The sequence below is a fragment of the Micromonospora sp. NBRC 101691 genome (assembly GCF_030269285.1).
Lineage (GTDB): Bacteria > Actinomycetota > Actinomycetes > Mycobacteriales > Micromonosporaceae > Micromonospora > Micromonospora echinospora.
In genome coordinates, this window is the sequence record NZ_BSTB01000019.1 from 23,448 (window position 1) to 47,222 (window position 23,775).

19 protein-coding genes are annotated in these 23,775 nt (G+C 71.9%); 16 read left to right on the forward strand and 3 right to left on the reverse strand.

What is annotated here, in order from left to right; translation table 11 throughout:
* The first annotated feature begins 185 nt into the window (after positions 1–185).
* The 4 genes from QSK20_RS24720 to QSK20_RS24735 all read left to right on the forward strand — a co-directional run bounded on the left by QSK20_RS24720 (position 186) and on the right by QSK20_RS24735 (position 5,969).
* Positions 186–1,439, forward strand: coding sequence for a sugar ABC transporter substrate-binding protein (locus QSK20_RS24720; protein ID WP_285791003.1), 1,254 nt, complete (start codon positions 186–188; stop codon positions 1,437–1,439).
* A complete protein-coding gene (locus tag QSK20_RS24725; protein WP_285791004.1) occupies positions 1,439–3,079 on the forward strand; it encodes an ABC transporter permease subunit in 1,641 nt (546 codons plus the stop codon). Before QSK20_RS24720 ends, QSK20_RS24725 begins: the two co-directional genes overlap by 1 nt.
* Positions 3,076–3,972 (forward strand): sugar ABC transporter permease, encoded by an 897-nt coding sequence (locus QSK20_RS24730; RefSeq protein WP_285791005.1) that lies wholly within the window; start codon positions 3,076–3,078, stop codon positions 3,970–3,972. Before QSK20_RS24725 ends, QSK20_RS24730 begins: the two co-directional genes overlap by 4 nt.
* Before the next feature lie 131 nt (positions 3,973–4,103).
* Positions 4,104–5,969 (forward strand): glycoside hydrolase family 13 protein, encoded by a 1,866-nt coding sequence (locus tag QSK20_RS24735; protein ID WP_285791113.1) that lies wholly within the window; start codon positions 4,104–4,106, stop codon positions 5,967–5,969.
* A 48-nt stretch (positions 5,970–6,017) separates the two neighbouring features.
* On the opposite strand, the gene QSK20_RS24740 is transcribed toward QSK20_RS24735, so the two are convergent.
* Entirely contained in the window at positions 6,018–6,611 is a 594-nt protein-coding gene (locus tag QSK20_RS24740) for a TetR/AcrR family transcriptional regulator (RefSeq protein ID WP_285791006.1), read from the reverse strand.
* 102 nt (positions 6,612–6,713) lie between these two features.
* Between QSK20_RS24740 and QSK20_RS24745 the strand changes: the two genes are divergently transcribed.
* From QSK20_RS24745 to QSK20_RS24785, 9 genes are all read left to right on the forward strand, one after another.
* Positions 6,714–7,715: a hypothetical protein gene (locus tag QSK20_RS24745; RefSeq protein WP_285791007.1), complete on the forward strand. Its 1,002-nt coding sequence runs from the start codon at positions 6,714–6,716 to the stop codon at positions 7,713–7,715.
* Between the two features lie 125 nt (positions 7,716–7,840).
* On the forward strand, positions 7,841–8,182 hold the full coding sequence (locus QSK20_RS24750) for a hypothetical protein (protein WP_285791008.1): 342 nt from the start codon (positions 7,841–7,843) through the stop codon (positions 8,180–8,182).
* 278 nt (positions 8,183–8,460) lie between these two features.
* Positions 8,461–9,528, forward strand: a complete 1,068-nt coding sequence (locus tag QSK20_RS24755) for a BMP family lipoprotein (protein ID WP_285791114.1) — start codon at positions 8,461–8,463, stop codon at positions 9,526–9,528.
* Between the two features lie 243 nt (positions 9,529–9,771).
* Complete coding sequence (locus QSK20_RS24760) at positions 9,772–11,316, forward strand: ABC transporter ATP-binding protein (protein WP_352232315.1); 1,545 nt, start codon at positions 9,772–9,774, stop codon at positions 11,314–11,316.
* Positions 11,313–12,695, forward strand: coding sequence for an ABC transporter permease (locus tag QSK20_RS24765; protein ID WP_285791009.1), 1,383 nt, complete (start codon positions 11,313–11,315; stop codon positions 12,693–12,695). The genes QSK20_RS24760 and QSK20_RS24765 overlap by 4 nt, the downstream gene beginning before the upstream one ends.
* A gap of 59 nt (positions 12,696–12,754) precedes the next feature.
* Positions 12,755–14,035 (forward strand): ABC transporter permease, encoded by a 1,281-nt coding sequence (locus QSK20_RS24770; RefSeq protein WP_285791010.1) that lies wholly within the window; start codon positions 12,755–12,757, stop codon positions 14,033–14,035.
* Positions 14,036–14,279: 244 nt separating this feature from the next.
* Complete coding sequence (locus QSK20_RS24775) at positions 14,280–15,005, forward strand: cytidine deaminase (RefSeq protein ID WP_285791011.1); 726 nt, start codon at positions 14,280–14,282, stop codon at positions 15,003–15,005.
* Complete coding sequence (locus QSK20_RS24780) at positions 15,002–16,282, forward strand: thymidine phosphorylase (RefSeq protein ID WP_285791012.1); 1,281 nt, start codon at positions 15,002–15,004, stop codon at positions 16,280–16,282. Before QSK20_RS24775 ends, QSK20_RS24780 begins: the two co-directional genes overlap by 4 nt.
* Positions 16,283–16,293: 11 nt before the next feature.
* The gene (locus QSK20_RS24785; protein WP_285791013.1) at positions 16,294–16,977 is read left to right on the forward strand and encodes a DUF4272 domain-containing protein; all 684 of its coding nucleotides are present in this window, start codon (positions 16,294–16,296) and stop codon (positions 16,975–16,977) included.
* 63 nt (positions 16,978–17,040) lie between these two features.
* On the opposite strand, the gene QSK20_RS24790 is transcribed toward QSK20_RS24785, so the two are convergent.
* The gene (locus tag QSK20_RS24790) at positions 17,041–17,976 is read right to left on the reverse strand and encodes a putative RNA methyltransferase (protein WP_285791014.1); all 936 of its coding nucleotides are present in this window, start codon (positions 17,974–17,976) and stop codon (positions 17,041–17,043) included.
* A 45-nt stretch (positions 17,977–18,021) separates the two neighbouring features.
* On the opposite strand from QSK20_RS24790, the gene QSK20_RS24795 reads away from it, so the two are divergent.
* Positions 18,022–19,101, forward strand: a complete 1,080-nt coding sequence (locus QSK20_RS24795; RefSeq protein WP_285791015.1) for an adenosine deaminase — start codon at positions 18,022–18,024, stop codon at positions 19,099–19,101.
* Positions 19,102–19,160: 59 nt separating this feature from the next.
* On the opposite strand, the gene QSK20_RS24800 is transcribed toward QSK20_RS24795, so the two are convergent.
* Positions 19,161–19,766, reverse strand: coding sequence for a uridine kinase family protein (locus tag QSK20_RS24800; RefSeq protein WP_285791016.1), 606 nt, complete (start codon positions 19,764–19,766; stop codon positions 19,161–19,163).
* Positions 19,767–19,960: 194 nt separating this feature from the next.
* On the opposite strand from QSK20_RS24800, the gene QSK20_RS24805 reads away from it, so the two are divergent.
* Both QSK20_RS24805 and QSK20_RS24810 read left to right on the forward strand, forming a co-directional pair.
* On the forward strand, positions 19,961–23,332 hold the full coding sequence (locus QSK20_RS24805; protein ID WP_285791017.1) for a sensor histidine kinase: 3,372 nt from the start codon (positions 19,961–19,963) through the stop codon (positions 23,330–23,332).
* A complete protein-coding gene (locus QSK20_RS24810; protein ID WP_067370442.1) occupies positions 23,329–23,733 on the forward strand; it encodes a roadblock/LC7 domain-containing protein in 405 nt (134 codons plus the stop codon). Before QSK20_RS24805 ends, QSK20_RS24810 begins: the two co-directional genes overlap by 4 nt.
* Positions 23,734–23,775: the final 42 nt, after the last annotated feature.

Sequence of the window (23,775 nt, forward strand, 5' to 3'; positions counted from 1 at the left end):
TCAACCGCAACTTCTTGCGAACACTTCTGCAAGCCCTTCCATTATCTGCAACCTCTTGCTAACGTCCCCGCAACACGCGAGAGCAGCGGCGCGGCACTGCGCCGGTTGGCACGAAATTCTACCGATGTTTACCCTGGCGGGCCGCCCTTCCCCCGGGCGGGCCTGCCATGACGACAGGAGTACCGATGCGCATCCGTACCGCGGGTGTGGTCGCCGCCGTCGCCCTGGCGCTCGCCGCGTCCGGCTGCGGCGGCAGCGACAACAGCGACGAGCCGGCCGCCAAGGAGTCCGCCAAGGCCTCCGGCGGCGAACTGGTGATCTGGGCCGACGACAAGCGGGCCGCCGCCCTCCAGCCCTTCGCCGAGAAGTTCGGCCAGGAGAACGGCGTCACCGTCAAGGTCGAGGCCGTCTCCAAGGACCTCCAGACCAACTTCGTGACCGCCTCCCAGCAGAGCAGCGGCCCGGACGTCGTGGTCGGCGCGCACGACTGGATCGGCAACATGGTGCAGAACGGCGCCATCGAGCCGGTACAGCTCGCCGCCGAGCAGAAGAGCGCCTTCAACGAGACCGCCGTCAAGGCGGTCACCTTCAACGGCCAGCTCTACGGCGTCCCGTACGCGATGGAGAACCTGGCGCTGATCCGCAACACCGAGCTGGCCCCCGAGGCGCCGAAGACCATCGAGGACCTCGTGGCCGCCGGCAAGAAGCTCAAGGCCGAGAAGAAGGCCACCGAGATCCTCTGCCTCCAGTCCGGTCAGAACGGCGACGCTTACCACATCTACCCGCTGTACACCTCGGCCGGCGGCTACCTCTTCGGCACCGCGGCCAACGGCGACTACGACCCCAAGGACCTGGGCGTCGGCAAGCCGGAGTCGATCGCGGCGTTCCAGAAGATCGCCAAGCTGGGCGAGAAGGGCGAGGGCGCGCTCAAGCGCTCGATCACCGGCGAGAACTCGATCGCCACCTTCACCGGCAAGAAGTGCGCCTTCCTGGTCTCCGGGCCGTGGGCCATCACCGACGCCAAGAAGGCCGGCATCAAGTACGACATCTCCCCGGTCCCCGGCTTCGCCGGTGGCAAGGAGGCCCAGCCGTTCGTGGGTGTCCAGGCGTTCTACGTCGCCGCCAAGGGCAAGAACAAGGCCCTGGCCCAGGAGTTCGTCGCGAACCACGTCACCACCTCCGACCTGGCCGTGGCGCTCTACAACGCCGAGCCGCGCCCGCCGGCGCTGACCGCCGCCCTCGACCAGGTCAAGGGCAGCGACCCGGACCTGGCCAAGTTCCAGGAGGCCGGCAAGAACGGCCAGCCGCTCCCGGCGATCCCGGCCATGGCCGCGATCTGGGACCCGTTCGGCAAGGCCGAGGCCGCCATCATCGGTGGCGCCGACCCGGCGAAGACCATCACCGCCGCCGGTAAGACGATCTCCGAGCAGATCAAGTAATGAGCACGTCGCTGTCCGGCTCGGGGTCTGGCACACAGACCCCGGGCCGGGAGCCCACCGGCTCCCGGCCCGCGCGCACGCGCCGCGCCGCGCGCACCGACACGCCGATCACCGCCACCGGCCTCGCGGTGAAGGTGGTCCTGCTCGGGCTGACCGCCGGGATCGCGGTCTGGGCGGCCTTCCCGCTCATCGAGGCCGAGAAGTGGGCCGGACTGGCCCTGCTGCTGGCGACCACCGCCGGCCTGTTCTACCTCTACCTGAGCCGCCGGCACGTCCCGGCCAAGTACCTGGTCCCCGGCACGCTCTTCCTGATCGCGTTCCAGATCTTCCCGGTGCTCTACACGGCGAGCACCGCGTTCACCAACTTCGGCGACGGCCACCGGGGCACCAAGGACGACGCGATCGTCGCCATCCAGACCGCCTCGGTCAAGCAGGTGCCCGGCTCCACCGAGTACGCCCTCTCCGTCGCCACCCAGGGCGACCCGGCCACCGGCCCGTTGGTCTTCCTGGTCAGCGACCCGCAGAGCGGCAAGGTCTCCGCCGGTGACGCCAACGGCCTGCGGGAGCTGGACGCGGCGGACGTCACCGTCGCCACCGGCGGCAAGGTCACCGCGGCCGAGGGCTACACCGTGCTCAACTTCGGTCAGGCCAGCGCGCGCAGCGCGGAGATCACCGGGCTGGTGGTGCCGACCGAGTCGGGCGCGCTGCGTTCGTCCGGCCTCTCCCGCGCCTACGAGGGCAAGGCGGTCCGGGCGTACGACGAGGGCTGCGACTGCATCCGGGACACCGAGAGCGGCAGGACCTGGACGGCCGACGCCGAGACCGGCGCGTTCGTCGCCGCCGACGGCGAGCGGCTCGCCCAGGGCTGGAAGGTGAACGTCGGGCTGCGCAACTTCAGCCGGGTGCTCACCGACCCGAACATCTCCGGCCCGTTCTTCGGCACGCTGATCTGGAACTTCGCCTTCGCGCTCGGCTCCACCGGGCTCACCTTCGTCCTCGGCATGGCCATCGCGCTGGCGCTGCACTCGCCCCGGATGCGTGGCACCAACATCTACCGGGTCCTGTTGATCCTGCCGTACGCGATGCCGTCGTTCGCGATGCTGCTGGTCTGGCGGGACATGTTCAACACCGACTTCGGCCTGATCAACAACCTGTTCGGCCTCGGCGTGGACTGGTTCGGGCAGGACTGGTCGGCGCGGGTGGCGGTGATCCTGGTGCAGCTCTGGCTCGGCTACCCGTACATGTTCCTGGTCGCCACCGGAGCGTTGCAGGCCATCCCCCGGGAACTGACCGAGGCGACCTCGGTCGACGGGGCGTCACCCTGGCAGTCGTTCCGGTCGGTCACGCTGCCGCTGCTGCTGGTCGCGCTCTCCCCGCTGCTGATCGCGTCGTTCGCGTACAACTTCAACAACTTCAACGCGATCTACCTGACCACCGAGGGTGGACCGTTCCCGGCGGACAACCCGACCAGCGGCGCCACCGACCTGCTGATCACCTACACCTACCGGCTGGCCTTCGGCGCGCAGGGCGCGGAGTACGGCCTGGCGGCGGCGGTGTCGATCTTCATCTTCACCATCGTGGCGGTGGTCTCGGCGGTCAGCTTCCGACGCACCCGGCAGCAGGAGGAGGTGTACTCGTGACGGTCGCACAGACACCGGTCACCAACCGGAACGCCGGCCGACCCCGGGGCCGCTGGTTCGCCCAGGTCGGCTGGCGGCACCTGGTCGGGGTGCTCGCGGTGGTGTTCAGTCTCTTCCCGATCCTGTTCGTGCTCTCCGCCGCGCTCAACCCGCTGGGCACCCTCAGCTCCACCGGTCTGGTGCCCACCGAGGGCGTGTCCTTCGAGAACTTCACCGGCCTGTTCGAGCGGACCGCGTTCGAGCGGTGGTTCCTCAACTCCCTGCTGGTGGCGGGGGTGGCCAGCTTCGTGTCGGTCTTCCTCTCCGCACTGGCCGCGTACGCGTTCTCCCGGATGCGGTTCGCCGGCCGGCGGCCGGGGCTGCTCGCGCTGCTGCTGATCCAGATGTTCCCGCAGTTCCTGGCGATCGTGGCGATCTTCCTGATCTTCACGACGGTCACCGACCTCTGGCCGGCGATCGGCTTCAACACCCCGTGGGGCCTGCTCCTGCTCTACCTCGGTGGAGCGCTCGGGGTGAACACCTGGCTGATGAAGGGCTTCTTCGACACGCTCCCCCGGGAGCTGGACGAGTCGGCGACCATGGACGGCGCCTCGCACGCCCAGGTCTTCTTCCGGATCATGCTGCCGCTGGTGGCGCCGATCCTGGCGGTGACCGGTCTGCTCGCCTTCATCGGCACGATCAACGAGTTCCTGATGGCGAACGTGTTCCTCACCAGCGCCGAGTCGAAGACCCTCGCGGTCGGCATGTTCGGACTGGTGGCCGGCGAGCGGAACAACAACTTCGGCATCTTCGCGGCGGGCACCCTGCTCACCGCGATCCCGACGGTGCTGGTCTTCCAGCTCGTCCAGCGTTACATCGTCTCCGGCCTCACCGCCGGAGCGGTCAAGGGCTGACCACAGCCCACCGGCAAGGGCGTCGGCGACGACGTACACCGGAGCAGTCGAGAGCTGCCCGTCGGGTCGACCGACCCGGCGGGCAGTTCGCCTCTTCCCCGTACCCGACCCGGAAAGGGCCGACCATGTCCATGTCCCATCCCGTCGCACCGCACCACGACGGATCCGCCCGCTACGTGCCCGAGCAGGCCCCGGAACTCGGCGACACCGTGCCGGTCCTCGTCCGCGTGCCGGCCGGCGCCGACGTCCGCCAGGTGCACGTACGGACCACCCCGGACGGGGAGCCGCGCTTCGCCGAGGCCACCGTCGACCACACCGACGGGGACACCGTCTGGTGGCGGGCCCAGGTGGACGTGCGCAACCCGGTCACCAACTACCGCTTCATGCTGACCGGCCGGCGCGGCTACCGGTGGCTCAACGCCGCCGGGCCGGTCGACCACGACGTGCCCGACCACGCCGACTTCCGGCTGGTCGCGTACGACCCGCCGCCGGCCTGGGCCCGGGACGCGGTGATCTACCAGATCTTCCCGGACCGGTTCGCCCGTTCGGCGGCGGCGGCGTCCCGGACGGCCCCGGACTGGGCGATCCCCTGCGACTGGGACACCCCGGTCGTCGGGCGCGGCCCGGAGACGCCGTACCAGTTCTACGGCGGTGACCTGGACGGGATCACCGAACACCTGGACCACCTGGACCGGCTCGGGGTCAACACCGTCTACCTCACCCCGGTCTTCCCGGCCCGCTCCAACCACCGGTACGACGCGGCCGGCTTCGACCGGATCGACCCGCTCCTCGGCGGGGACGCCGCGCTGGCCCGACTCGCCGACGCGGTGCACGCCCGGGGCTGGCGGCTGCTCGGCGACATCACCAGCAACCACACCGGCGACGGGCACGAGTGGTTCACCCGGGCCCGCGCCGACGCGCACGCCCCCGAGCGGGAGCTGTACTACTTCGACGCGGACGGCTGCGACAACTCCAGCTCGGCGCGTCTGACGCCGCGCCGCGACCTGGAGCCGTCGTACGAGTCCTGGAACGGGGTCCGGTCGCTGCCGAAGCTGAACTGGGGCAGCGCCGAGCTGCGCCGCCGGTTCGCCACCGACCCGGACTCGCTGCTGCGGCGCTGGCTGCGCCCGCCGTACGGGCTGGACGGCTGGCGGGTGGACGTGGCGAACATGACCGGCCGGCGGGGCACCGACGCGTACACCCACGAGGTGGCGGCGCTGCTGCGGGCGGTCGCCACCGACACCCGCCCGGACGCCCTGGTGATGGCCGAACACGGTCACGACCACACCGGCGACCTGGACCGGGACGGCTGGCACGGGACGATGAACTACGTCGGCTTCACCGACCCGGTGTGGAGCTGGCTGCGCGCCGGGGACGAGCCACTGCCGAACTTCCTCGGCACCCCCGGCGGGGTGGTCCGGCGGGACGCGGACGCGGTGCTCGCCACCATGAACACCTACCGGTCGCTGGTGTCCTGGCGGTCGTACACCCACTCGTGGCAGCTGCTCGGCTCGCACGACTCGGCCCGGATCCGCACCGTGGTCGGGGACGCGGCCCGGCAGGAGGTCGCCGCCGGACTGCTCGCCACCATGCCCGGCACTCCGATGATCTTCGCGGGGGACGAGCTGGGGCTGACCGGCACGAACGGGGAGGGGTCGCGTACCCCGATGCCCTGGCACCGGCCGGAGACCTGGGACACCCGGACGTTCGAGACGTACCGGTCGTTGATCGCGCTGCGCCGGGCGGAGCCCGCGCTGCGCCACGGTGGCCTGCGCTGGCTGTACGCCGACGCCGACACGCTGGTCTTCGCCCGGGAAACGGTCGACGACACCGCCGTGGTGCTGGCCCGTCGGGCCCCCGGCCGTCCGGTCCGTCTCGCCGGCCTGCCCGCTGCCGAGAACGTGTACGGCGGTGCGCCGGCCCTGCGTCCGGCCGCCGACGGCACCGTCACCCTCCCCGGCGACGGCCCCACGTTCCAGGTCTGGCGCCAGGGGTGAGGCCCGGCCACCGGTCTGCCGCCGGTGCTGCCCTGGCCGGGGCCGGGGTCAGGCGTCGGCGAGGAGGGCCCGGACGCCGGCGAGGTAGACGGCCCGGTCCGGGCGACCGGTGAGGATCCGCTGTAGCAGGTAACCGAGGATCATGCCGAACAGCGCGGCGGCGACTCCCTCGACGTCCGCGTCGACGGGCAGTTCGCCGCTGCGCTGGGCGCGCCGGACGAGCACCGCGAAGTGGTCGCGCATGCCGGTGTACTTCGACGCGACCAACTCGGCCAGGGCGGGTTCGCGCAGCGACTCCGCCCACACCTGGATGCCGATCCGGAGTTGGCCGTCGGGACCGGTGTGGGTGTCGACGTAGTCCAGCGCCCGGCTCAACACCTCGATCACCGGGAGTGGTGGCTCCACCTCGGCCAGCTCGGCGAAGATCCGGCCGGCGCCGCCGACGACCGACTCGGCGATCGCCGCGATCAGGTCGTTCTTGCTGCGGAAGTAACGGTAGACCGCGCCCACCGAGAGCCCCGCCTCGGTGATCACGTCCTGCATCGTGGTCTGGTGGAAGCCGTTGCGCAGGAAGCAGCGCCGGGCCGCGTCGAGGATCTGCTGGCGGCGGGCGGCGAGGTGTTCCTCCGAGACGCGGGGCACGCCACACATTGTAGAGCGAACGTTCGTTCTTGATTTTTCGTCACCGGGGGAGGAGTCTCGAACTCTAAAGAGAATGAGCGTTCGTTTTGGAAGGAGCGGGAGATGCGTGCCCGGTCACCCCTGATGCTCGCCCTGCTGGTCGCCGGCTTCGTGGTCGGCGTGCAGGCGCTGCTGGTACCCCTGTTCGCGGCTCCGGCGGCGAACCTGGCCCCGCGTGACCTGCCGGTCGTCGTCGCCGGGCCGGCCCCCGCCGTGGACGACCTCGTCGCCCGGCTGGGCACCGTACGGCCGGGTGGCTTCGCGGTCACCACCCGTCCGGACGCGGCGGCGGCCGACGAGGCCCTCCGCGACCGCGAGGCGTACGCGGCCCTGGTCGTCGGCCCGGACGGGCTGGCGCTGCACACCGCGCCCGCGGCCAGCCCCACGGTCGCCGCGCTGCTCACCGAGGCGGTCGGCGGCCTGGCCGGGGGCCGACCGGTGCCCGTGGTGGAGGTGGTGCCCGCCGACCCCGACGACCCGCGTGGCACCGGTCTCGCCGCCGGGTTCCTGCCGCTCACGCTGACCAGCCTGGTCGCCGGGGCGGCGCTCGCCCTCCTGGTCGCCGGGCGCGTCGCCCGGCTGGTCGGCCTGCTCGGCTACGCGGTGCTGGCCGGGGCGGGCGGCGTGCTCGTGCTGCACGGCTGGCTGGGCGTCCTCGACGGCAGCCTGCTCGCCGAGGCGGGTGCCATGGGGTTGTTCGCGCTGGCCGCGTCCGCCACCGTCGCGGGCCTCGCCGCGCTGCTCGGACGAGCCGGGATCGGTCTCGGCGCGCTGCTGGTGTTCCTGGTCGGCAACCCGCTCTCGGCGGTTTCCGCCGCCCCCGAACTGCTGCCGCAACCGTGGGGCACGGTCGGGCAGTGGCTGCCGGCCGGCGCCGGGGGCACCCTGCTCCGCTCGGCCGCGTTCTTCGACGGCGCCGGCGCCGGTCACGCGCTCGCCACACTGGCCGGCTACGCGGTGATCGGAGTCGGACTGACCCTGCTCGTCCGGCGCGCTCCGGCGGACTCGCCCCGCCCGCTCCCCGACCCCACCCACCGCCCTCAGCCGGCGACCGTTACCGGCTGACGCCCGCCCGGGTGGTTGCAGGGGGCCCTTGCTACCGCATTTTGCCGAGGAAGGGCCCCCTGCAACCACGAATCGCCCCAGGGGTGGCTACTACGACGTGTCGTTGATGGGGGAGGATGTGCGTCGTGGAAGCTATCCGGCTCGTACTCCTCTATGCCCACCTGATCGGGTTCGCGCTGCTGCTCGGCGGCGCCATCGCCCAGCTCGCCTCCGGACGGATCAGGATCAATCCCGCGATGCTCTGGGGATCGATCATCCAACTGGTGACCGGGCTGGGCCTCTCCGCCCCGCTGCGGGACGGTGACGAACCGGCACCGGCGAAGCTTGTTACCAAGTTGGTGCTCGCGCTGCTCATCTTCGTCATGGTTTTCTTCTCCCGGAAGCGGGAGGCGGTCAACCGGGGGCACTTCCTGGCAATCGTCGGGTTGACCCTGGTCAACGCGGCGGTGGCGGTCTTCTGGCGGTGACGGTCCGGCTGGTCGGACGCCGGGTGGAAGCCGGCGTCCGGCAACGGCCCGGCGGGTTACCGTGAACCCGGCGAGTGACCTGCCGCACGCGACGGTTACGTAGCGGTAACAGCCGTTCAACAGTCGTGCACGATTGTCGGCCGGCGGGAGGGCGTGCGGCTACGCTTCGCGTCCGTAACGTGAGACGCCGGCGGCAAGGCGCAGGCCGGCTTGATGACTGTCACCGCCGGTGAAGCGGTGGCGATGGGGAGGGAGTCGTCTTGCGCTCTGTGCGTGGGATGCGGGTCGTCTCGGCCCTCGCGGTCGGCGGGCTGGTGCTCGGTGCCGCAGCGTGCGGTGAGGCTCCGGAGGAGAACAACAACGGCGCCGGCGACGGTGGCGAGAAGTACACCGCCTGCATGGTGACCGACGTCGGCGGTATCGACGACAAGTCGTTCAACACCTCGGCCTGGAAGGGCCTGGAGGCCGCCAAGGCGGAGAACAGCAACATCGAGACCAAGTACGTGGCGTCCAAGGCCGAGGCCGACTACGAGCCGAACCTGACCCAGTACGTCAACCAGAAGTGCGACTTCATCCTGGCCGTCGGTGGCCTGATGGGCGACGCCACCTCGAAGGCCGCCAAGGCGAACCCGAACCAGCAGTTCGGCATCGTCGACGCGAAGGTGCCGGAGACCAACGTCTACCCGATGCAGTTCGACACCGCGCAGGCCGGCTTCCTCGCCGGTTACCTGGCGGCCGGCATGAGCAAGAGCAAGAAGGTCGGCACCTACGGCGGCATGAAGATCCCGCCGGTGACCATCTTCATGGACGGCTTCGCCGACGGCGTGGCCCACTACAACAAGACCAAGAGCGCCACCGTCCAGGTGCTCGGCTGGGACAAGGCCACCCAGAACGGCTCGTTCACCAACGACTTCGTCAAGCAGGACGAGGGCAAGAAGGTCGGCGACACCCTGGTCGCCCAGGGCGCCGACATCGTCATGCCGGTCGCCGGTGGCGCCGGCCTCGGCACCACCGCCGCCGCGCAGGCCAGCGGCGGCAAGTACAACACCATCTGGGTGGACGTCGACGGCTGCGAGAGCACCCCGAACTGCCCGGCGATCATCAGCACCGTCGTCAAGAACATCCCGGACGCGGTGAAGGAGGCCGTGGTCAAGGCGGCCAAGGGCGAGAAGCTGGAGGCCGCCCCGGGCTACCTGGGCACCCTGGCCAACAACGGTGTCTCGCTCGCGCCGTTCCACGACTTCGACAGCCAGGTCCCGGCCGAGCTGAAGGCCGAGCTGGACAAGCTCAAGGCCGACATCTCCGCCGGCACCGTCCAGGTCACCTCGCCGGCCCAGCCGAAGTGACCCGCCGCCGGTCACCGCTTCAGCGGTGACCGGCGGTCGTGTACCACGACGGCCGCTCCGGCCGGCACGGATACGAACCCCTGCCGCCGGAGCGGCCGATCTGCACCGACGCCCCCCACCACGCGGCCGACGGCCACCCCGCCCGACCAGGTCGCACCCACGTACGCACTCCAGGAGGTTGCGCTGAGACTCGAACTGCGCGGCATCACCAAGCGGTTCGGTGATCTGGTCGCCAACGACCACATCGACCTGACGGTGGAGCCTGGAGAGATTCACGCCCTGCTCGGCGAGAACGGCGCGGGCAAGTCGACCCTGATGAACGTCCTCTACGGGCTCTACCAGCCCGACGAGGGCGAGATCCTGGTCGACGGGAAGCCGCTCAAGCTGCGGGGGCCCTCGGACGCGATCGCGGCCGGCATCGGCATGGTGCACCAGCACTTCATGCTCGTGCCGGTCTTCACGGTGGCCGAGAACGTGATGCTCGGAGCGGAGAAGGTGCGCGGCGGACTGGCCGGCTTCCTCGACCGCCGCCGGGCCAGCCGGGAGGTCGCCGAGGTCTCCGAGAAGTACAACCTCCGGGTCGACCCGCACGCGGTGGTCGAGGACCTGCCGGTCGGCATCCAGCAGCGGGTGGAGATCGTCAAGGCGCTCACCCGCGAGGTGGACCTGCTCATCCTCGACGAGCCGACCGCGGTGCTCACCCCGCAGGAGACCGAGGAACTGCTGACCGTCATGCGGTCGCTCAAGGCGGCCGGCAAGTCGATCGTCTTCATCACCCACAAGCTCGGCGAGGTCAAGGCGATCGCCGACCGGATCACCGTGATCCGGCGCGGGAAGACCGTCGGCACCGCCTCCCCGAGCGCCAGCCGGGACGAACTGGCCGCCCTGATGGTCGGCCGCAGCGTGCACCTGACCGTGCAGAAGGAACCGGCGCAGCCGGGCGCCCCCGTGCTGGAGGTCGCCGGCCTGGTCGTCGACGACGACCGGGACGTCCGCGCGGTCGACGGCGTCGACCTGACCGTCCACGCGGGCGAGGTGCTCGGCATCGCGGGCGTGCAGGGCAACGGGCAGACCGAGCTGGTCGAGGCGGTCATGGGACTGCGGCCGGCGCTCGCCGGCGGCGTCTCGCTCAACGGGCAGCGGATCGACGGCTGGTCACCGAAGAAGGTGCTCCGCGCCGGGGTCGGCTACGTCCCCGAGGACCGTAGCGTGGATGGCATCGTCAAGGAGTTCTCCGTCGCGGAGAACCTGGTCCTGGACCTCTACGACCAGCCGCCGTTCGCCTCCGGCCTGGCGCTGAAGCCGGACGCCATCGCCAGGTCGGCCCGGGAGCGGATCGCGCAGTTCGACGTCCGGACCTCCTCGGCGGACGCGCCGGTCGGCACGCTCTCCGGCGGCAACCAGCAGAAGGTGATCGTGGCCCGGGAGTTCTCCCGGCCGCTCAAGCTCTTCATCGCCGCGCAGCCGACCCGGGGCGTGGACGTCGGCTCGATCGAGTTCATCCACAGCCAGATCATCCGGGAGCGGGACACCGGCACCGCCGTGCTGGTGGTCTCCAGCGAACTGGACGAGGTGATCGGCCTGGCCGACCGGATCGCGGTCATGTACCGGGGCCGGATCATCGGGATCGTTCCCCCGGACACCCCGCGCGAGGAGATCGGCCTGCTGATGGCCGGCATCACCCCGGACCAGGCGGCCGGCACCGACGCCCGGTCCGGCGACGCCACGACCGACGGCGCGACGGCCACCCCGGCGCCCGACGGCCCAGTGAACGAGGACGAGGCATGACCAACCCCAACCCCGACGCCGGGTCCCCGGACAAGGCGCCGGCGACCCCGGAGCAGGCCGCCCGTGACGCGGCCGGCGGCACCGGCCGGGCCGCCGACCCGACGGCCACCGCGGTGACGACCACGCCGGGCGGCGTGAAGCGGTCCGAGGACGGCCCGCGACCCTCGCTCGGCCAGCTCTTCCTGGCCAACCTCTGGGCCGCCAACACGGTCACCGTGACGGTGCTCGCGCTGGTGCTGGCGATGCTGGTCGGCGCGGTCCTGATCATCATCTCCGACCCGGAGGTGCTGGCCACCTACAGCTACATCACCGCCCGCCCGTCGGACGCGATCAACGCGAGCTGGACGGCGGTCAGCGAGGGCTACGCCAACCTCTTCAAGGGCTCGATCTTCGACCCGGAGGCCTTCTCCGGCTGGCTGAACGGCAGCAACGGCTGGGAGCCGGTCTTCGCGCCGATCTCCGAGACGCTGACCTACGCCGCTCCGCTGGTCTTCACCGGCCTGTCGGTCGCGCTCGCCTTCCGGGGCGGCCTGTTCAACATCGGTGCCCAGGGGCAGGCGACGATCGGCGTCATCCTCGCCGCCCTCGCCGGCTTCCTGCTGCCGCTGCCGCCGGTGCTCCACCTGGTCGTCGCGGTGATCGCCGGTGCGCTCGGCGGCGCCATCTGGGGGTTCATCCCGGGCATCCTGAAGGCCCGCGCCGGGGCCCACGAGGTGATCAACACGATCATGCTCAACTACGTCGGCGTCTACTTCCTCTCCTGGATCATCGTGCAGAACGGCGTCCAGGACCCGGAGCGCACCGACGCGATCAGCCGCGCGGTGGACGGCTCCGCCCAGCTGCCCCGGCTGCTCGGGGCCGACCTGCGGGTGCACACCGGCATCCTGCTCGCGGTGGCGGCCACCTGGTTCGTCGCCTGGCTGCTCAACCGCTCGACCTTCGGGTTCGAGCTGCGCGCGGTCGGGGCCAACCCGGACGCCGCCCGCACCGCCGGCATCGGCGTGGGGAAGACGTACACGCTGCTGATGGTGCTGGCGGGGGCGCTCGCCGGGCTCGGCGGCGCGCAGATGGTGCTCGGCACCACCGCCGCCGCGCTGACCCCGCTGGTGGTGGCCCAGATCGGCTTCGACGGCATCCTGGTGGCGCTGCTCGGCCGGGTGAAGCCGTGGGGTGTGCTGCTCGCCGCGCTGCTGTTCGGCGCGCTCCAGGCCGGCGGCAACCGGATGCAGTCCTACTCCGGGATCTCGCTGGAGCTGGTCACCGTGCTCCAGGCGCTGATCGTCATCTTCATCGCCGCTCCCGCGCTGGTGAAGGCGATCTTCCGCCTCCGGGCGGCGCGCGCCGCCCGGTTGCAGACGAGCCTCGCGAAGGGCTGGTGACCGGTGCACGCGATCAGTGAGCCACCGAGCCCCGCAGTCGTGAACGGAGACCCGAGCTGATGTCCACGATGGCTGTCGACGACGTCGCGGTCGCCCCCGTCCACGAGGGCTTCTGGACGCGGAACCGCAAGATCGGCGCGGTGCTGCTGGCGCTCGGCCTGCTCGCCGCGATCCTTTTCGGCGCGCTCGCCACCGACCAGCAGGCGCGCTTCACGCTCAGCGAGGACGCCGAGGGGGCCGCGCTGGCCGTCGACGGCACGCTCGGCGCGATCCTCTTCGGCGTGCTCGCCGTCGCCGCCGGGGCGGCCCTGCTGGCCGGCATCCCCAAGCGCTGGTTCACCGCCGTGCTCGCGGTCGGCGTGGTGGGCTTCGTCGCGTCGTTCCTCTGCTGGCAGGTCTCGGCCGCGCCGGCCGGGCAGAACTTCATGCCGATGGTGAACATCGTCCGGGGCACCTTCATCCTGGCCCTGCCGCTGATCTTCGGCGCGCTGGCCGGGGTGCTCTGCGAGCGTTCCGGCGTGGTGAACGTGGCGATCGAGGGTCAGCTCCTGATGGGGGCCTTCGCCGGTGCCCTGTTCGGCACGATGACCGGCAACGTCTGGGTCGGCCTGGTGGCCGCCGCGCTCGGCGGCGCGTTCATCTCGCTGCTGCTGGCCGTCTTCGCCATCCGCTACCTGGTCGACCAGGTGGTCATCGGCATCGTGCTGAACCTGCTCGCGCTCGGCCTGACCGGCTTCCTCTACGAGCGGCTGATGCAGACCGACACCGAGAAGTACAACCAGCCGCCGCGCTTCGACACCTGGGCGATCCCGCTGCTGGAGGACATCCCGGTGATCGGGCCGGCGCTGTTCCGGGGCAACATCTTCCTCTACCTCGGGCTCATCCTGGTCCTGGTCATCCACATCGCGCTGTTCCGGACCCGGTGGGGGCTGCGGACCCGGGCGGTGGGCGAGCACCCGACCGCCGCCGACACCCTCGGCGTCAAGGTGCTGGCGGTGCGGTACCGGAACGTGATCCTGGCCGGGCTGGTCGCCGGCATCGGCGGCGCGTCGTACACCCTGGCGCTCTACACCTTCACCAAGAACATGATCGGCGGTAAGGGCTTCATCGCCCTGGCCGCGCTGATCTTCGGCCGCTGGAGCCCGACCGGGGCGCTGCTCGCCGCGCTCTTCTTCGGCTTCGCCGACCAGCTCGGCACCTACCTCGGGGCGATCAACAGCATCATCCCCAGCCAGTTCCTGGCGATGCTGCCGTACCTCGCGACCATGCTGGCGGTGGCCGGTCTGGTCGGCAAGGTCCGCGCGCCGGCCGCCGACGGCAAGCCGTACATCAAGGGCTGACCGCCCGCGTCCGTGGGCCCGGAGGGATGCGTCCCTCCGGGCCCACGTGCGTCCGGTCGCCGATCCGACGGTACGGCCCCGGGCCCGTTTCCGTCGTCGGCGTGTCGGCAGTGGAGGCACGGAGCGTGACGTGTCCGCCTGCTTCGGCGCGGTGAGGCGCTGGCGCTGGTCGACCTGGCGGGCGAGTCGATCGGGAGCGGGACCCCGCCGCAGGTCGTCGCGGGGGTGGGGCAGAATCGCCGGCATGGACATCGACTGGGAACGGCTGCGCGCCGCCGCCACCGAGGTCATGCGGCACGCCTACGTGCCCTACTCGCGGTTCCCGGTCGGGGCCGCCGCCCTGGTCGACGACGGTCGGGTGGTGGTCGGCTGCAACGTCGAGAACGCCGCGTACGGCGTGGTGCTCTGCGCCGAGTGCGGCGTGGTCTCCGCGCTGCACTCCACCGGTGGTGGCCGGCTGGTCGCCCTCTCCTGCGTGGACGCGACCGGCGAACCGTTGATGCCGTGCGGCCGGTGCCGGCAACTGCTCTGGGAGCACGGCGGCCCGGAGTGCCTCATCGAGGCGAAGGGCGGTCCGCTGCGGATGGCCGAGCTGCTGCCGCACGCGTTCGACGTGACCGACCTGGAGGCGGTGGTCGGCGAGACCCCGGTGCCGGTGGTGCCGGAGCGGCTGGCCGCCTGGCGGGGCCGGGGCACGGTCTTCGTGCACCCCGACCTCGACGCCGGTCAGCAGGTCTGGACGGCCTACTGGGAGCGGTCGGCCGGCGACGACGTGGGCGCCGAGACCGGTGTGCTGGAGGAGGGCCCCACCTGGGGCGACCCGGCTGCGGCGATCACCTGGGGGCACGCCCGGACGCCCCGGGTGGTGGTGGTCGACGCCACCGGCACCATCTACTGGGCGGGCGAGGGCGAGCCACCGATGGAGATCCCGGTGCGGTGGCCCGGCCAGGTCGAGGGAGGAGAACGATGAGCGGGTTCGCGGCGGTCGACGTCATCCGTGCGAAGCGCGACGGCGGGGTGCTCTCCGACGCGCAGATCGACTGGGTGGTCGACGCGTACACCCGGGGGCAGGTCGCCGACGAGCAGATGTCCGCGCTGGCCATGGCGATCCTGCTGCGCGGCATGACCGCCCCGGAGATCGCCCGTTGGACGGCCGCGATGATCGCGAGCGGGGAGCGGCTGGACCTCTCCGCCGTCGACCGGCCCACCGCCGACAAGCACTCCACCGGCGGCGTCGGTGACAAGATCACTCTGCCGCTGACCCCGTTGGTCGCGGCCTGCGGCGCGGCGGTGCCGCAGCTCTCCGGGCGGGGCCTCGGTCACACCGGCGGCACCCTCGACAAGCTGGAGTCCATCCCGGGCTGGCGGGCCGCGCTGAGCAACGACGAGTTCATCGCCCAGCTCCGCGACGTGGGCGCGGTGATCTGCGCCGCCGGGGAGGGGCTCGCCCCGGCCGACCGCAAGCTCTACGCCCTGCGTGACGTCACCGGCACCGTCGAGGCGATCCCGCTGATCGCCAGCTCGATCATGAGCAAGAAGATCGCCGAGGGCACCGGCGCGCTGGTGCTCGACGTGAAGGTCGGCTCCGGCGCGTTCATGAAGTCCGTCGACCAGGCCCGGGAGCTGGCCCGCACCATGGTCGAACTGGGCGGCGCGCACGGCGTGCGGACGGTCGCCCTGCTCACCGACATGTCGACCCCGCTCGGCCGGGCCGTCGGCAACGCGGTCGAGGTGACCGAGTCGGTGGAGGTGCTCGCCGGGGGCGGTCCCGCCGACGTGGTCGAGCTGACCCTGGCCCTGGCCCGGGAGATGCTCGACGCCGCCGGGCTGCCGGACGCCGACCCGGCCGCCGCGCTCGCCGACGGGCGCGCGATGGACACCTGGCGGGCGATGGTCCGGGCCCAGGGTGGCGACCCGGACGCCCCGATGCCGAAGGCCGACGAGGTGGAGGTGGTCCACGCCGGGGCCGACGGGTTCGTCGCCACCGTGGACGCGTACGCGATCGGGATGGCCGCGTGGCGGCTGGGGGCGGGCCGGGCCCGCAAGGAGGACCCGGTCAGCGTCCCGGCCGGGGTGGTGCTGCACAAGCGCCCCGGTGACCCGGTCCGGGCCGGTGAACCCCTCTACGAGCTGCGTGCCTCCGACGCCGGCCGGCTCCCGGCCGCCCTGGCGGAGGCGGCGAGGGCGGTCCGGATCACCCCGACCGCCCCGTCGGTGGCCCCGCTGGTGATCGAGCGGATCGCCTGAGGCGGGCCGAGGTGACCGCCGTACCCGCACCCGACCCGGGAGCCGTCCGGGAGGCGAGTCTCGACGAGCTGAGCCGGCTCGGGCTGCCGCTGCCGCCGGAGAACTTCCCGCTGGTCTGGGAGCCGGGGGACGAGATCGAACTGCGGCCGGTCGTCGAGGTCGAGGCGCGGATCGCCGTACTGCACCTGATCCTGGCCCGCTGTTTCGGCATGTCGATGGAAGCGGCGATGGGCTGGCTGCTCAACTCGCGGCTGGTGGACTCGGTCACCCCGCCGGAGTGGGACTTCGTCACCGCCGGCAAGGGCGACCACCGCTCGTTCGTGCTGCACCACGACGCCCTCTTCGCGCTGACCTGGGTGCTCGGCCTGACCCGGCAGCTCGACCCGTCCCTGCCGGTCGACGAGGACCTGATCGTGAAGCTGCCGAACATCGCCGGCGGGGAGACGTTCGACGGGTGGCGGGCGCGGCTGCTCGTCGCCCCGCAGCATCCCGCCGACGCGGCGGCCCTGCTCGACCTGCACTACTGCCTGGACTGGGCGTACCTGGAGTCGGAGCGGGAGGGGCTGCCGCTGCCGGGGGTGATCGACTCACACGCCATCGGCCAGCGTCGCTGGGCGTTGGAGTGGGCCGTGGTGCTGCGCGGTCCGTACCACGACCCGCCCCCCGGCTGGGAAGAGGTCGACCTCTCCACCTGAGACCGGGCGGCTCCGACCCGGTCCCGCCTCGCACCCGCCCCGGAGCCCGGGGCGGGTCACCGGTCAGGCCGGGCGGTAGCGGGACAGCCGGACGGCGACGGTCACCGTGACCGGCTCCGCCAGGGCGTCGATCCGTGCGGCGAGCCGGGCCGGGTCGGCGTGCCAGGCACTCGGCCCCATCCCCACCAGGGTCTCGACCTCCGGGCGGGTCAGCGTCAGCCGCGCCCGGTGCTCCGTGGTGCCGGTCTCGGTGAAGTGACCGGCCAGGCTGCCGGCCACCCGCTCGGCCTTCGCCGGGTCCACCCGCAGCAGGTCGAGCGCGTCGACCAACTCGGCCAGGTGCTCGGCGACCGGCGTGACCACCAGCAGCGTGCCGGCCGGGTCGAGGATCCGGTGGAACTCCGCCCCGTTGCGGGGGGCGAAGACGTTCAGCAGCACGGCCACCGAGGCGTCGGCCAGCGGCAGCCGCTGCCAGGTGTCGGCGAGCGCCGCACCGGCCCGGGGGTGGGCGCGGGCCGCGCGGCGCAGTGCCGGCTTCGAGACGTCCAGCGCCAGGCCCACGGCGTCCGGTCGCGCCGCCAGCACCGCCGCCAGGTGCCGGGCGGTGCCCGCCCCCGGCTCCACCACCAGCGGGTACGCCCCACCGGTCGGCACCGTGCCGGTCGGCGTCGGGTCGGCCGGCACCGGTTCGGCCGGGGACGTCGGCGGCCCGACGGCCGGTCGGTGCTCCGCCAGCGCGCGTACCGCGGCGTCGGCGAGCGCCGACGAGACCACGTCGTAGTGTCCGGCGGCGAGGAAGTCGGCCCGGGCGGCGACCATCGCGGCGCTGTCCCCGGCGTGCGGGGTGCGTCCGGCCAGCAGGTTGACGTACCCCTGCCGGGCGACGTCGAAGCTGTGGCCGCGCGGGCAGCGCAGGGCGTGCGCGGTGCCGGCGGTGGCCGGCGCGAGCGTCCCGGCGCAGACCGGACAGCGCAGCCGGTTGACGATCTCCGGGTCCACGGAGGCCATCGTACGGTCCGTGCGGGGGCTGACTAATGTCTGAGCATGGTCGCGATCGGATACGAGGACATCGTCAGGGTCCCGAAGGCGTTGCTGCACGATCACCTCGACGGGGGCCTCCGGCCGGCGACAGTGGTCGAGCTGGCCGCCGAGGTGGGCCACGAACTGCCCAGCACCGACCCGGAGGCGCTGGGCCGGTGGTTCGTCGAGGCGGCGAACTCCGGTTCGCTGGAGCGTTACCTGGAGACCTTCGCCCACACGGTGGCGGTCATGCAGACCGCCCCGGCGTTGACCCGGGTGGCCCGGGAGTGCGCCCTGGACCTGGCCGCCGACGGGGTGGTCTACGCCGAGGTGCGCTTCGCCCCGGAGCAGCATCTGGAGCGGGACCTCACCCTGGACCAGGTGGTCGAGGCGGTGCTCGCCGGCTTCGCCGAGGGCAGCGAGCTGGCCGCCCGGTCCGGCAACCCGATCCGGGTCGGCACCCTGCTGACCGCGATGCGGCACGCCGCCCGGTCCCAGGAGATCGCCGAGCTGGCCGTCCGGCACCGGGACACCGGCGTGGTCGGCTTCGACATCGCCGGCGCCGAGGCCGGGTTCCCGCCCACCCGGCACCTGGACGCCTTCGAGTACCTCCAGCGGGAGAACTTCCACTTCACCATCCACGCCGGTGAGGCGTTCGGCCTGCCGTCGATCTGGCAGGCGATCCAGTGGTGCGGCGCGGACCGCCTCGGGCACGGGGTGCGGATCGTCGACGACATCGCCCTCACCGACGACCGTCCGCAGCTCGGCCGGCTGGCCGCGTACGTACGGGACAAGCGGATCCCGCTGGAGCTGTGCCCGTCGTCCAACGTGCAGACCGGGGCCGCCCCGTCGATCGCCGAGCACCCGATCGGTCTCCTGCGCGACCTGCGGTTCCGGGTGACGGTCAACACCGACAACCGGCTGATGAGCGGCACCTCGATGTCGCGGGAGATGGCGCTGCTCGTGGACGCCTTCGGCTACGGCTGGAAGGAACTCCAGTGGTTCACCATCAACGCGATGAAGAGCGCCTTCATCCCGTTCGACGAGCGGCTGCGGATCATCGACGACGTGATCAAGCCGGCGTACGCGAAGTTGCTCTCCTGACCCGGCGTGCGGGAGCGGTTCTGACCGTCACCAACCCGCCGGGTCGTACGAGCGCGGGATCAGGACCGGCGGGGGTGGCCGGCGAGCAGCGCGGCCACCCGCCGCAGCACCTCCCGGGCCCGCGCCGCCTCCGCGCCCAGTCCGGTCTGCCGGCGCAGCACCGCCGGTTCCTCGCGCAGCAACGTCAGGCCACGCCGGAGGAGCACCCTGGGTGCCTTGCGCTGTTCGGCGAGGTCCCGGGTGAGCCGGCGGAGGAACGTCGCGCCGCGCGGCCGGCGAAGGGCGTAGGCGCCGGCGAGAAGACCCAGATCACGGCATTCGGCGACGATCTCGGCGGCGAAAATCCCCTCGGCGACGAAGAATGGCGATCCGGCGAGATCGAACGTCCGGGTGCCTACTCGGCGGTCTTCGCCGATTGCATAAACCGGCACTTCGGCCTTGCCGTCACGAGCCAGTCGAGCAATGGTTTCCACGGCGAAGCCGGCATCCCACGCATGCGGCGAATCCCAGTCGATTCGGTCGTGCCGACGTGGCAACGTGGGGTCGTCGCCGTCCTTGTAGAAATCGTCGAGGCAGAGCACGGGAAGTCCGGTTCGGTGTGCGATGTAGGACTTTCCGGAGCCCGAAGGGCCGGCGAGCAGGACGACACGGTGCGGGGGTTTCATTACGGTAGGTGACTCCGGCCAGACGGGCTGCGATCAAACAGTCTCAACATCTCATCACACCCCGGGCGAGGGACAGCCTGGGCTTTCTCTTTGAGAGGCGGCGTGATGGAATCTCGGAGGTCCGACCCGCCGGGTCGGTCGCTGGGCGTTGCCCGGGGCAACACGGCGGACGCTGAGATCGCGAGGGCGGTGACGTGAGCAAACGACCAAAGACGGCGGGCTCCTTCCTGTCGCGAATGCGCCGGCCAGCTGGTCGGCTCCGCGACATGCCGATCTGGTCGAAGCTCGGCCTCATCATGATCGTGCCGACCATCGCCACGGTGGTCGTCGGCACCAACGGCCTGATCGACCACCTTGACACGCTCAACAGCGCCAACCGCGCCGACGACCTGGCGCACCTCACCGGTCACTCCGGTGAGCTGGTCGACACCCTCCAGGACGAGCGGGCCGCCGCGGTGCTGTTGCTCGGGGCGAACGCGCAGACCCGGGAGCAGTACAACAAGGCCTACACCGAGGTGCACCAGCGGGTCGACCGGGCCCGGGCGCCGTACTCCCGGCAGCGGGCCGAGCTCGACGGGCTCCCCGGCAACCTGGAGAAGGTCCTCGACCGGATCGACCAGAGTCTGCAGGATCTGCCCGGCACCCGCAGCCAGGTCTTCAACAACCGGCTGCCGCTCACCGACGCCGCCCGGTCCTACGAGGGTCTGATCAACGACCTGCTGGACATCCGGGACTCGGCCAGCCAGCTCGCCGGGGACACCGACCTGAGCGAGCGGATGCGCGCGGTGGCCGCCAGCGCCCGGGCCAAGGAGTTCCTCTCGGTCCGCCGGGTCGTGGTGCACCGGGCGCTGATCCAGGGGTCGATGAGCCCGGTGCTGCGCACCGACTACATCGCCACCGGCACCGGCCAGCAGCAGGCCCTGCAGAGCTTCCAGGCGGTCGCCAACCAGGCCGAGTCCGAGCTGTACCAGCAGACCGTCGCCGGATCGGACCAGCGCCAGGTCGAGAACTACCTCGGCTGGATCAACGGCAACACCAGCGACAGCATGGCCGGCGCGCCGTTCGGGGCGAACGAGTGGGACGCCGCGATGGTCGCCAACGCCAAACTGATCCGTACCGTGGAGGCCAAGCTCGACGGCGACGTGATCGGCCTGGCCGACCAGCTCCGCTCCGACGTGCAGCGCCGGGTATTCCTGGAGACCGGCCTGCTGCTCAGCATGCTGCTTCTGGCGATCTTCTTCGCCTACCTGGTCGCCCGGTCGATGGCCCGCTCCCTGCGCGACCTGCGGCAGGGCGCGCTCTCCATCGCCCAGTACGGCCTGCCCCAGGCGGTGGCCCGGCTGCGGGATCCGAAGGTCACCGGCCAGCTCACCCCGATGCAGCTCGCCAACCAGATCGCCGAGCCGCTCCCGGTGCGCAGCAAGGACGAGTTCGGCCAGGTGACCGAGGCGTTCAACGCCGTCCACCTGGAGGCGGTCCGGACGGCGGCCGAGCAGGCCGCGCTCCGCGCCTCCGTGGCGACCATGTTCGTCAACCTGGCCCGCCGGTCCCAGATCCTGGTCGACCGGCTGATCGGTCACCTCGACCGGCTGGAGCGCGGCGAGGAGGACCCGGACCGGCTGGCCGAGCTGTTCCAACTCGACCACCTGGCCACCCGGATGCGCCGTAACGACGAGAACCTGCTGGTCCTCGCCGGTGCGGACTCCACCCGGGTGCAGCGGCAGCCGGCCGCCCTGATCGACGTGCTCCGGGCCGCCCAGTCCGAGGTCGAGCACTACACCCGGATCGAGTTCGGTGTGATCGACCGGGACATCGAGGTCGCCGCGCACGCGGTCAACGACCTGGTCCACCTGGTCGCCGAGCTGTTCGACAACGCCACCGCGTTCTCGCCGCCGGACTCCCAGGTCATGGTCGAGGCCCGTCGGGTCGGCGACCGCGCGTCGCTCTACGTCGAGGACCGGGGCATCGGCATCAGCGCCGAGCAGATCGCCGACCTGAACGAGCGGCTCGCCACGCCGCCACAGGTGGACGTCGCGGTCTCCCGGATGATGGGCCTGGTCGTGGTGGCCCGGCTGGCCGCCCGGCACGGGGTCCGGGTCGAGCTGCGACCGGGCACCGAGCGGGGCACGGTCGCCGAGGTCGACCTGCCCACCACGGTCCTGGTGCCACGTGCGCTCTCCGGCCGGGTGCAGCAACCGCCGGCGCTTCCCGCGTCCGGTCCCGCTCCGGCCGCCCCGCTGCCCACCGTCGGCACGCTGCCGGCACTGGGCAACGTTCCGGCACCGGCTCCCCGTCCGGGAGGCTCCGGCAACCAGGTCACCCTCGGTGGGCGGCCCTTCGAGCCGGAGCCGCGCAACGGCACCCCAGGTGCCGGCCGGCCGCTGCCCGCCTGGTCCGACCTGACCGGTGCGGACGTACGGGCCAGCGGCGGCGACGCCTTCACGCCCCGTCCGGCGAACGGACAGCAGGTGGACGCGCTGCCGCAGCGGCACGCGACCGGTGACGAGGAACCGGCCGGGTTCGGCCAGTCACCCGCGGTGCCACGGCAGTTGCCGTCGAACCCGGAGGCGCGCACCACCCACCCGCAGATCCCGCCGCCGGTGTCGGCCCCGCCGGTCTCCGGGCCGCCCGTGTCGGCCCCGCCGGTCTCCGGTCCGCCGATGTCCGGTCCGCCGACCCGACCGGCTCCGGCCACGCCGGCTCCACCGGTCTGGCCGCCGGTGGCCGGGACGGAGCGGGAGGTGCCCACCCCGCCCGTGCCCGAGCGGCTCGCCGCTGCGCTCGACATGACCACCGAGCTGCCCCGCGTGCCGCGCTCGGCAGGCGAGTCACCGGCCGTTCCGGTCGGCCACCCCAACCCGGCCGGGCATCCCGCACCGGCCCCGGCGGTCCGCGACCAGCAGCGGTACGCGGACGAGACGATGGAACTGCCGATCTTCCGGGAGCTGGAATCCGCCTGGTTCCGCACTCGGCGACCGGTCAACGACGAGACGGCCGTCGGTGGTGCCCGGGTCACCCTCGGCAGCCCGGACGCTGCCCAGACGCAGCAGCTCGCCGCAGTCGAACGGGGCCGTCCGGCCGCCAAGGAACCAGCAGGGACGACAGGTAACGCACCGATGGCAACGAACACCGGAGGCGCGTCGCACGACAACGGTGCGGCGACCAACGGGAGCGACCGTTCCGCGTACGCCGAGAGCCTCGCCGGCCGGCGCACCCCGCAGCCTCCCGGCGGTTGGCAGACCGCCGCGGACGACGGCTGGCGTGCCGCCAGTGCGGCCACCGACGTGCCGGTGGTCGAGACCACCCAGACCGGCCTGCCCAAGCGGAAGCCCATGGCGCAGCTCGTGCCGGGCAGCATCGAGAAGCCGACGACGTCGGTGCAACGACGTACGCCGGAGGCGGTACGCGGACTTCTCTCGGCATACCATCGTGGCGTGCAACGCGGCCGAAGCAACCACGCTGACAGCCACTCGTCCGGCCTGGGGGCGACTCCGGGTGGGCAGCAGTCCTCGCAGTCTGGCTCAGGCCCCCTGGCCGGGAGCAGGCAGAAGGAGCAAGAAGGATGACAACTACGCAGGATCTCGGTTGGCTGCTGGCCAACTTCGCCGACCGGGTGCCCGGTGTCGCGCATGCGGTCGCCGTCTCCGCGGACGGCCTGCTCCTCGCGTCGTCACGGGACCTGCCGCGTGACCGCGCCGACCAGTTGGCCGCGATCGCGTCCGGCCTGGTCAGCCTCACCCAGGGAGCGGCTCGCTGCTTCGAGGGTGGTGCGGTGCTCCAGACAGTGGTCGAGATGGACAATGGCTTCCTGTTCCTCATGTCCATCTCGGACGGGTCGTCGTTCGCGGTGCTCGCCGCCCGGAGCTGCGACGTGGGGCAGGTCGGGTACGAAATGGCGCTGCTGGTCGACCGGGTCGGCGACGCGCTGACCCCGCAGCCGCGCGCCGCCGCAGGAATGCTGGGTTGAGACGGGCGCTGACCGTAGGGTCGGCGGACCGACAACGGAAAA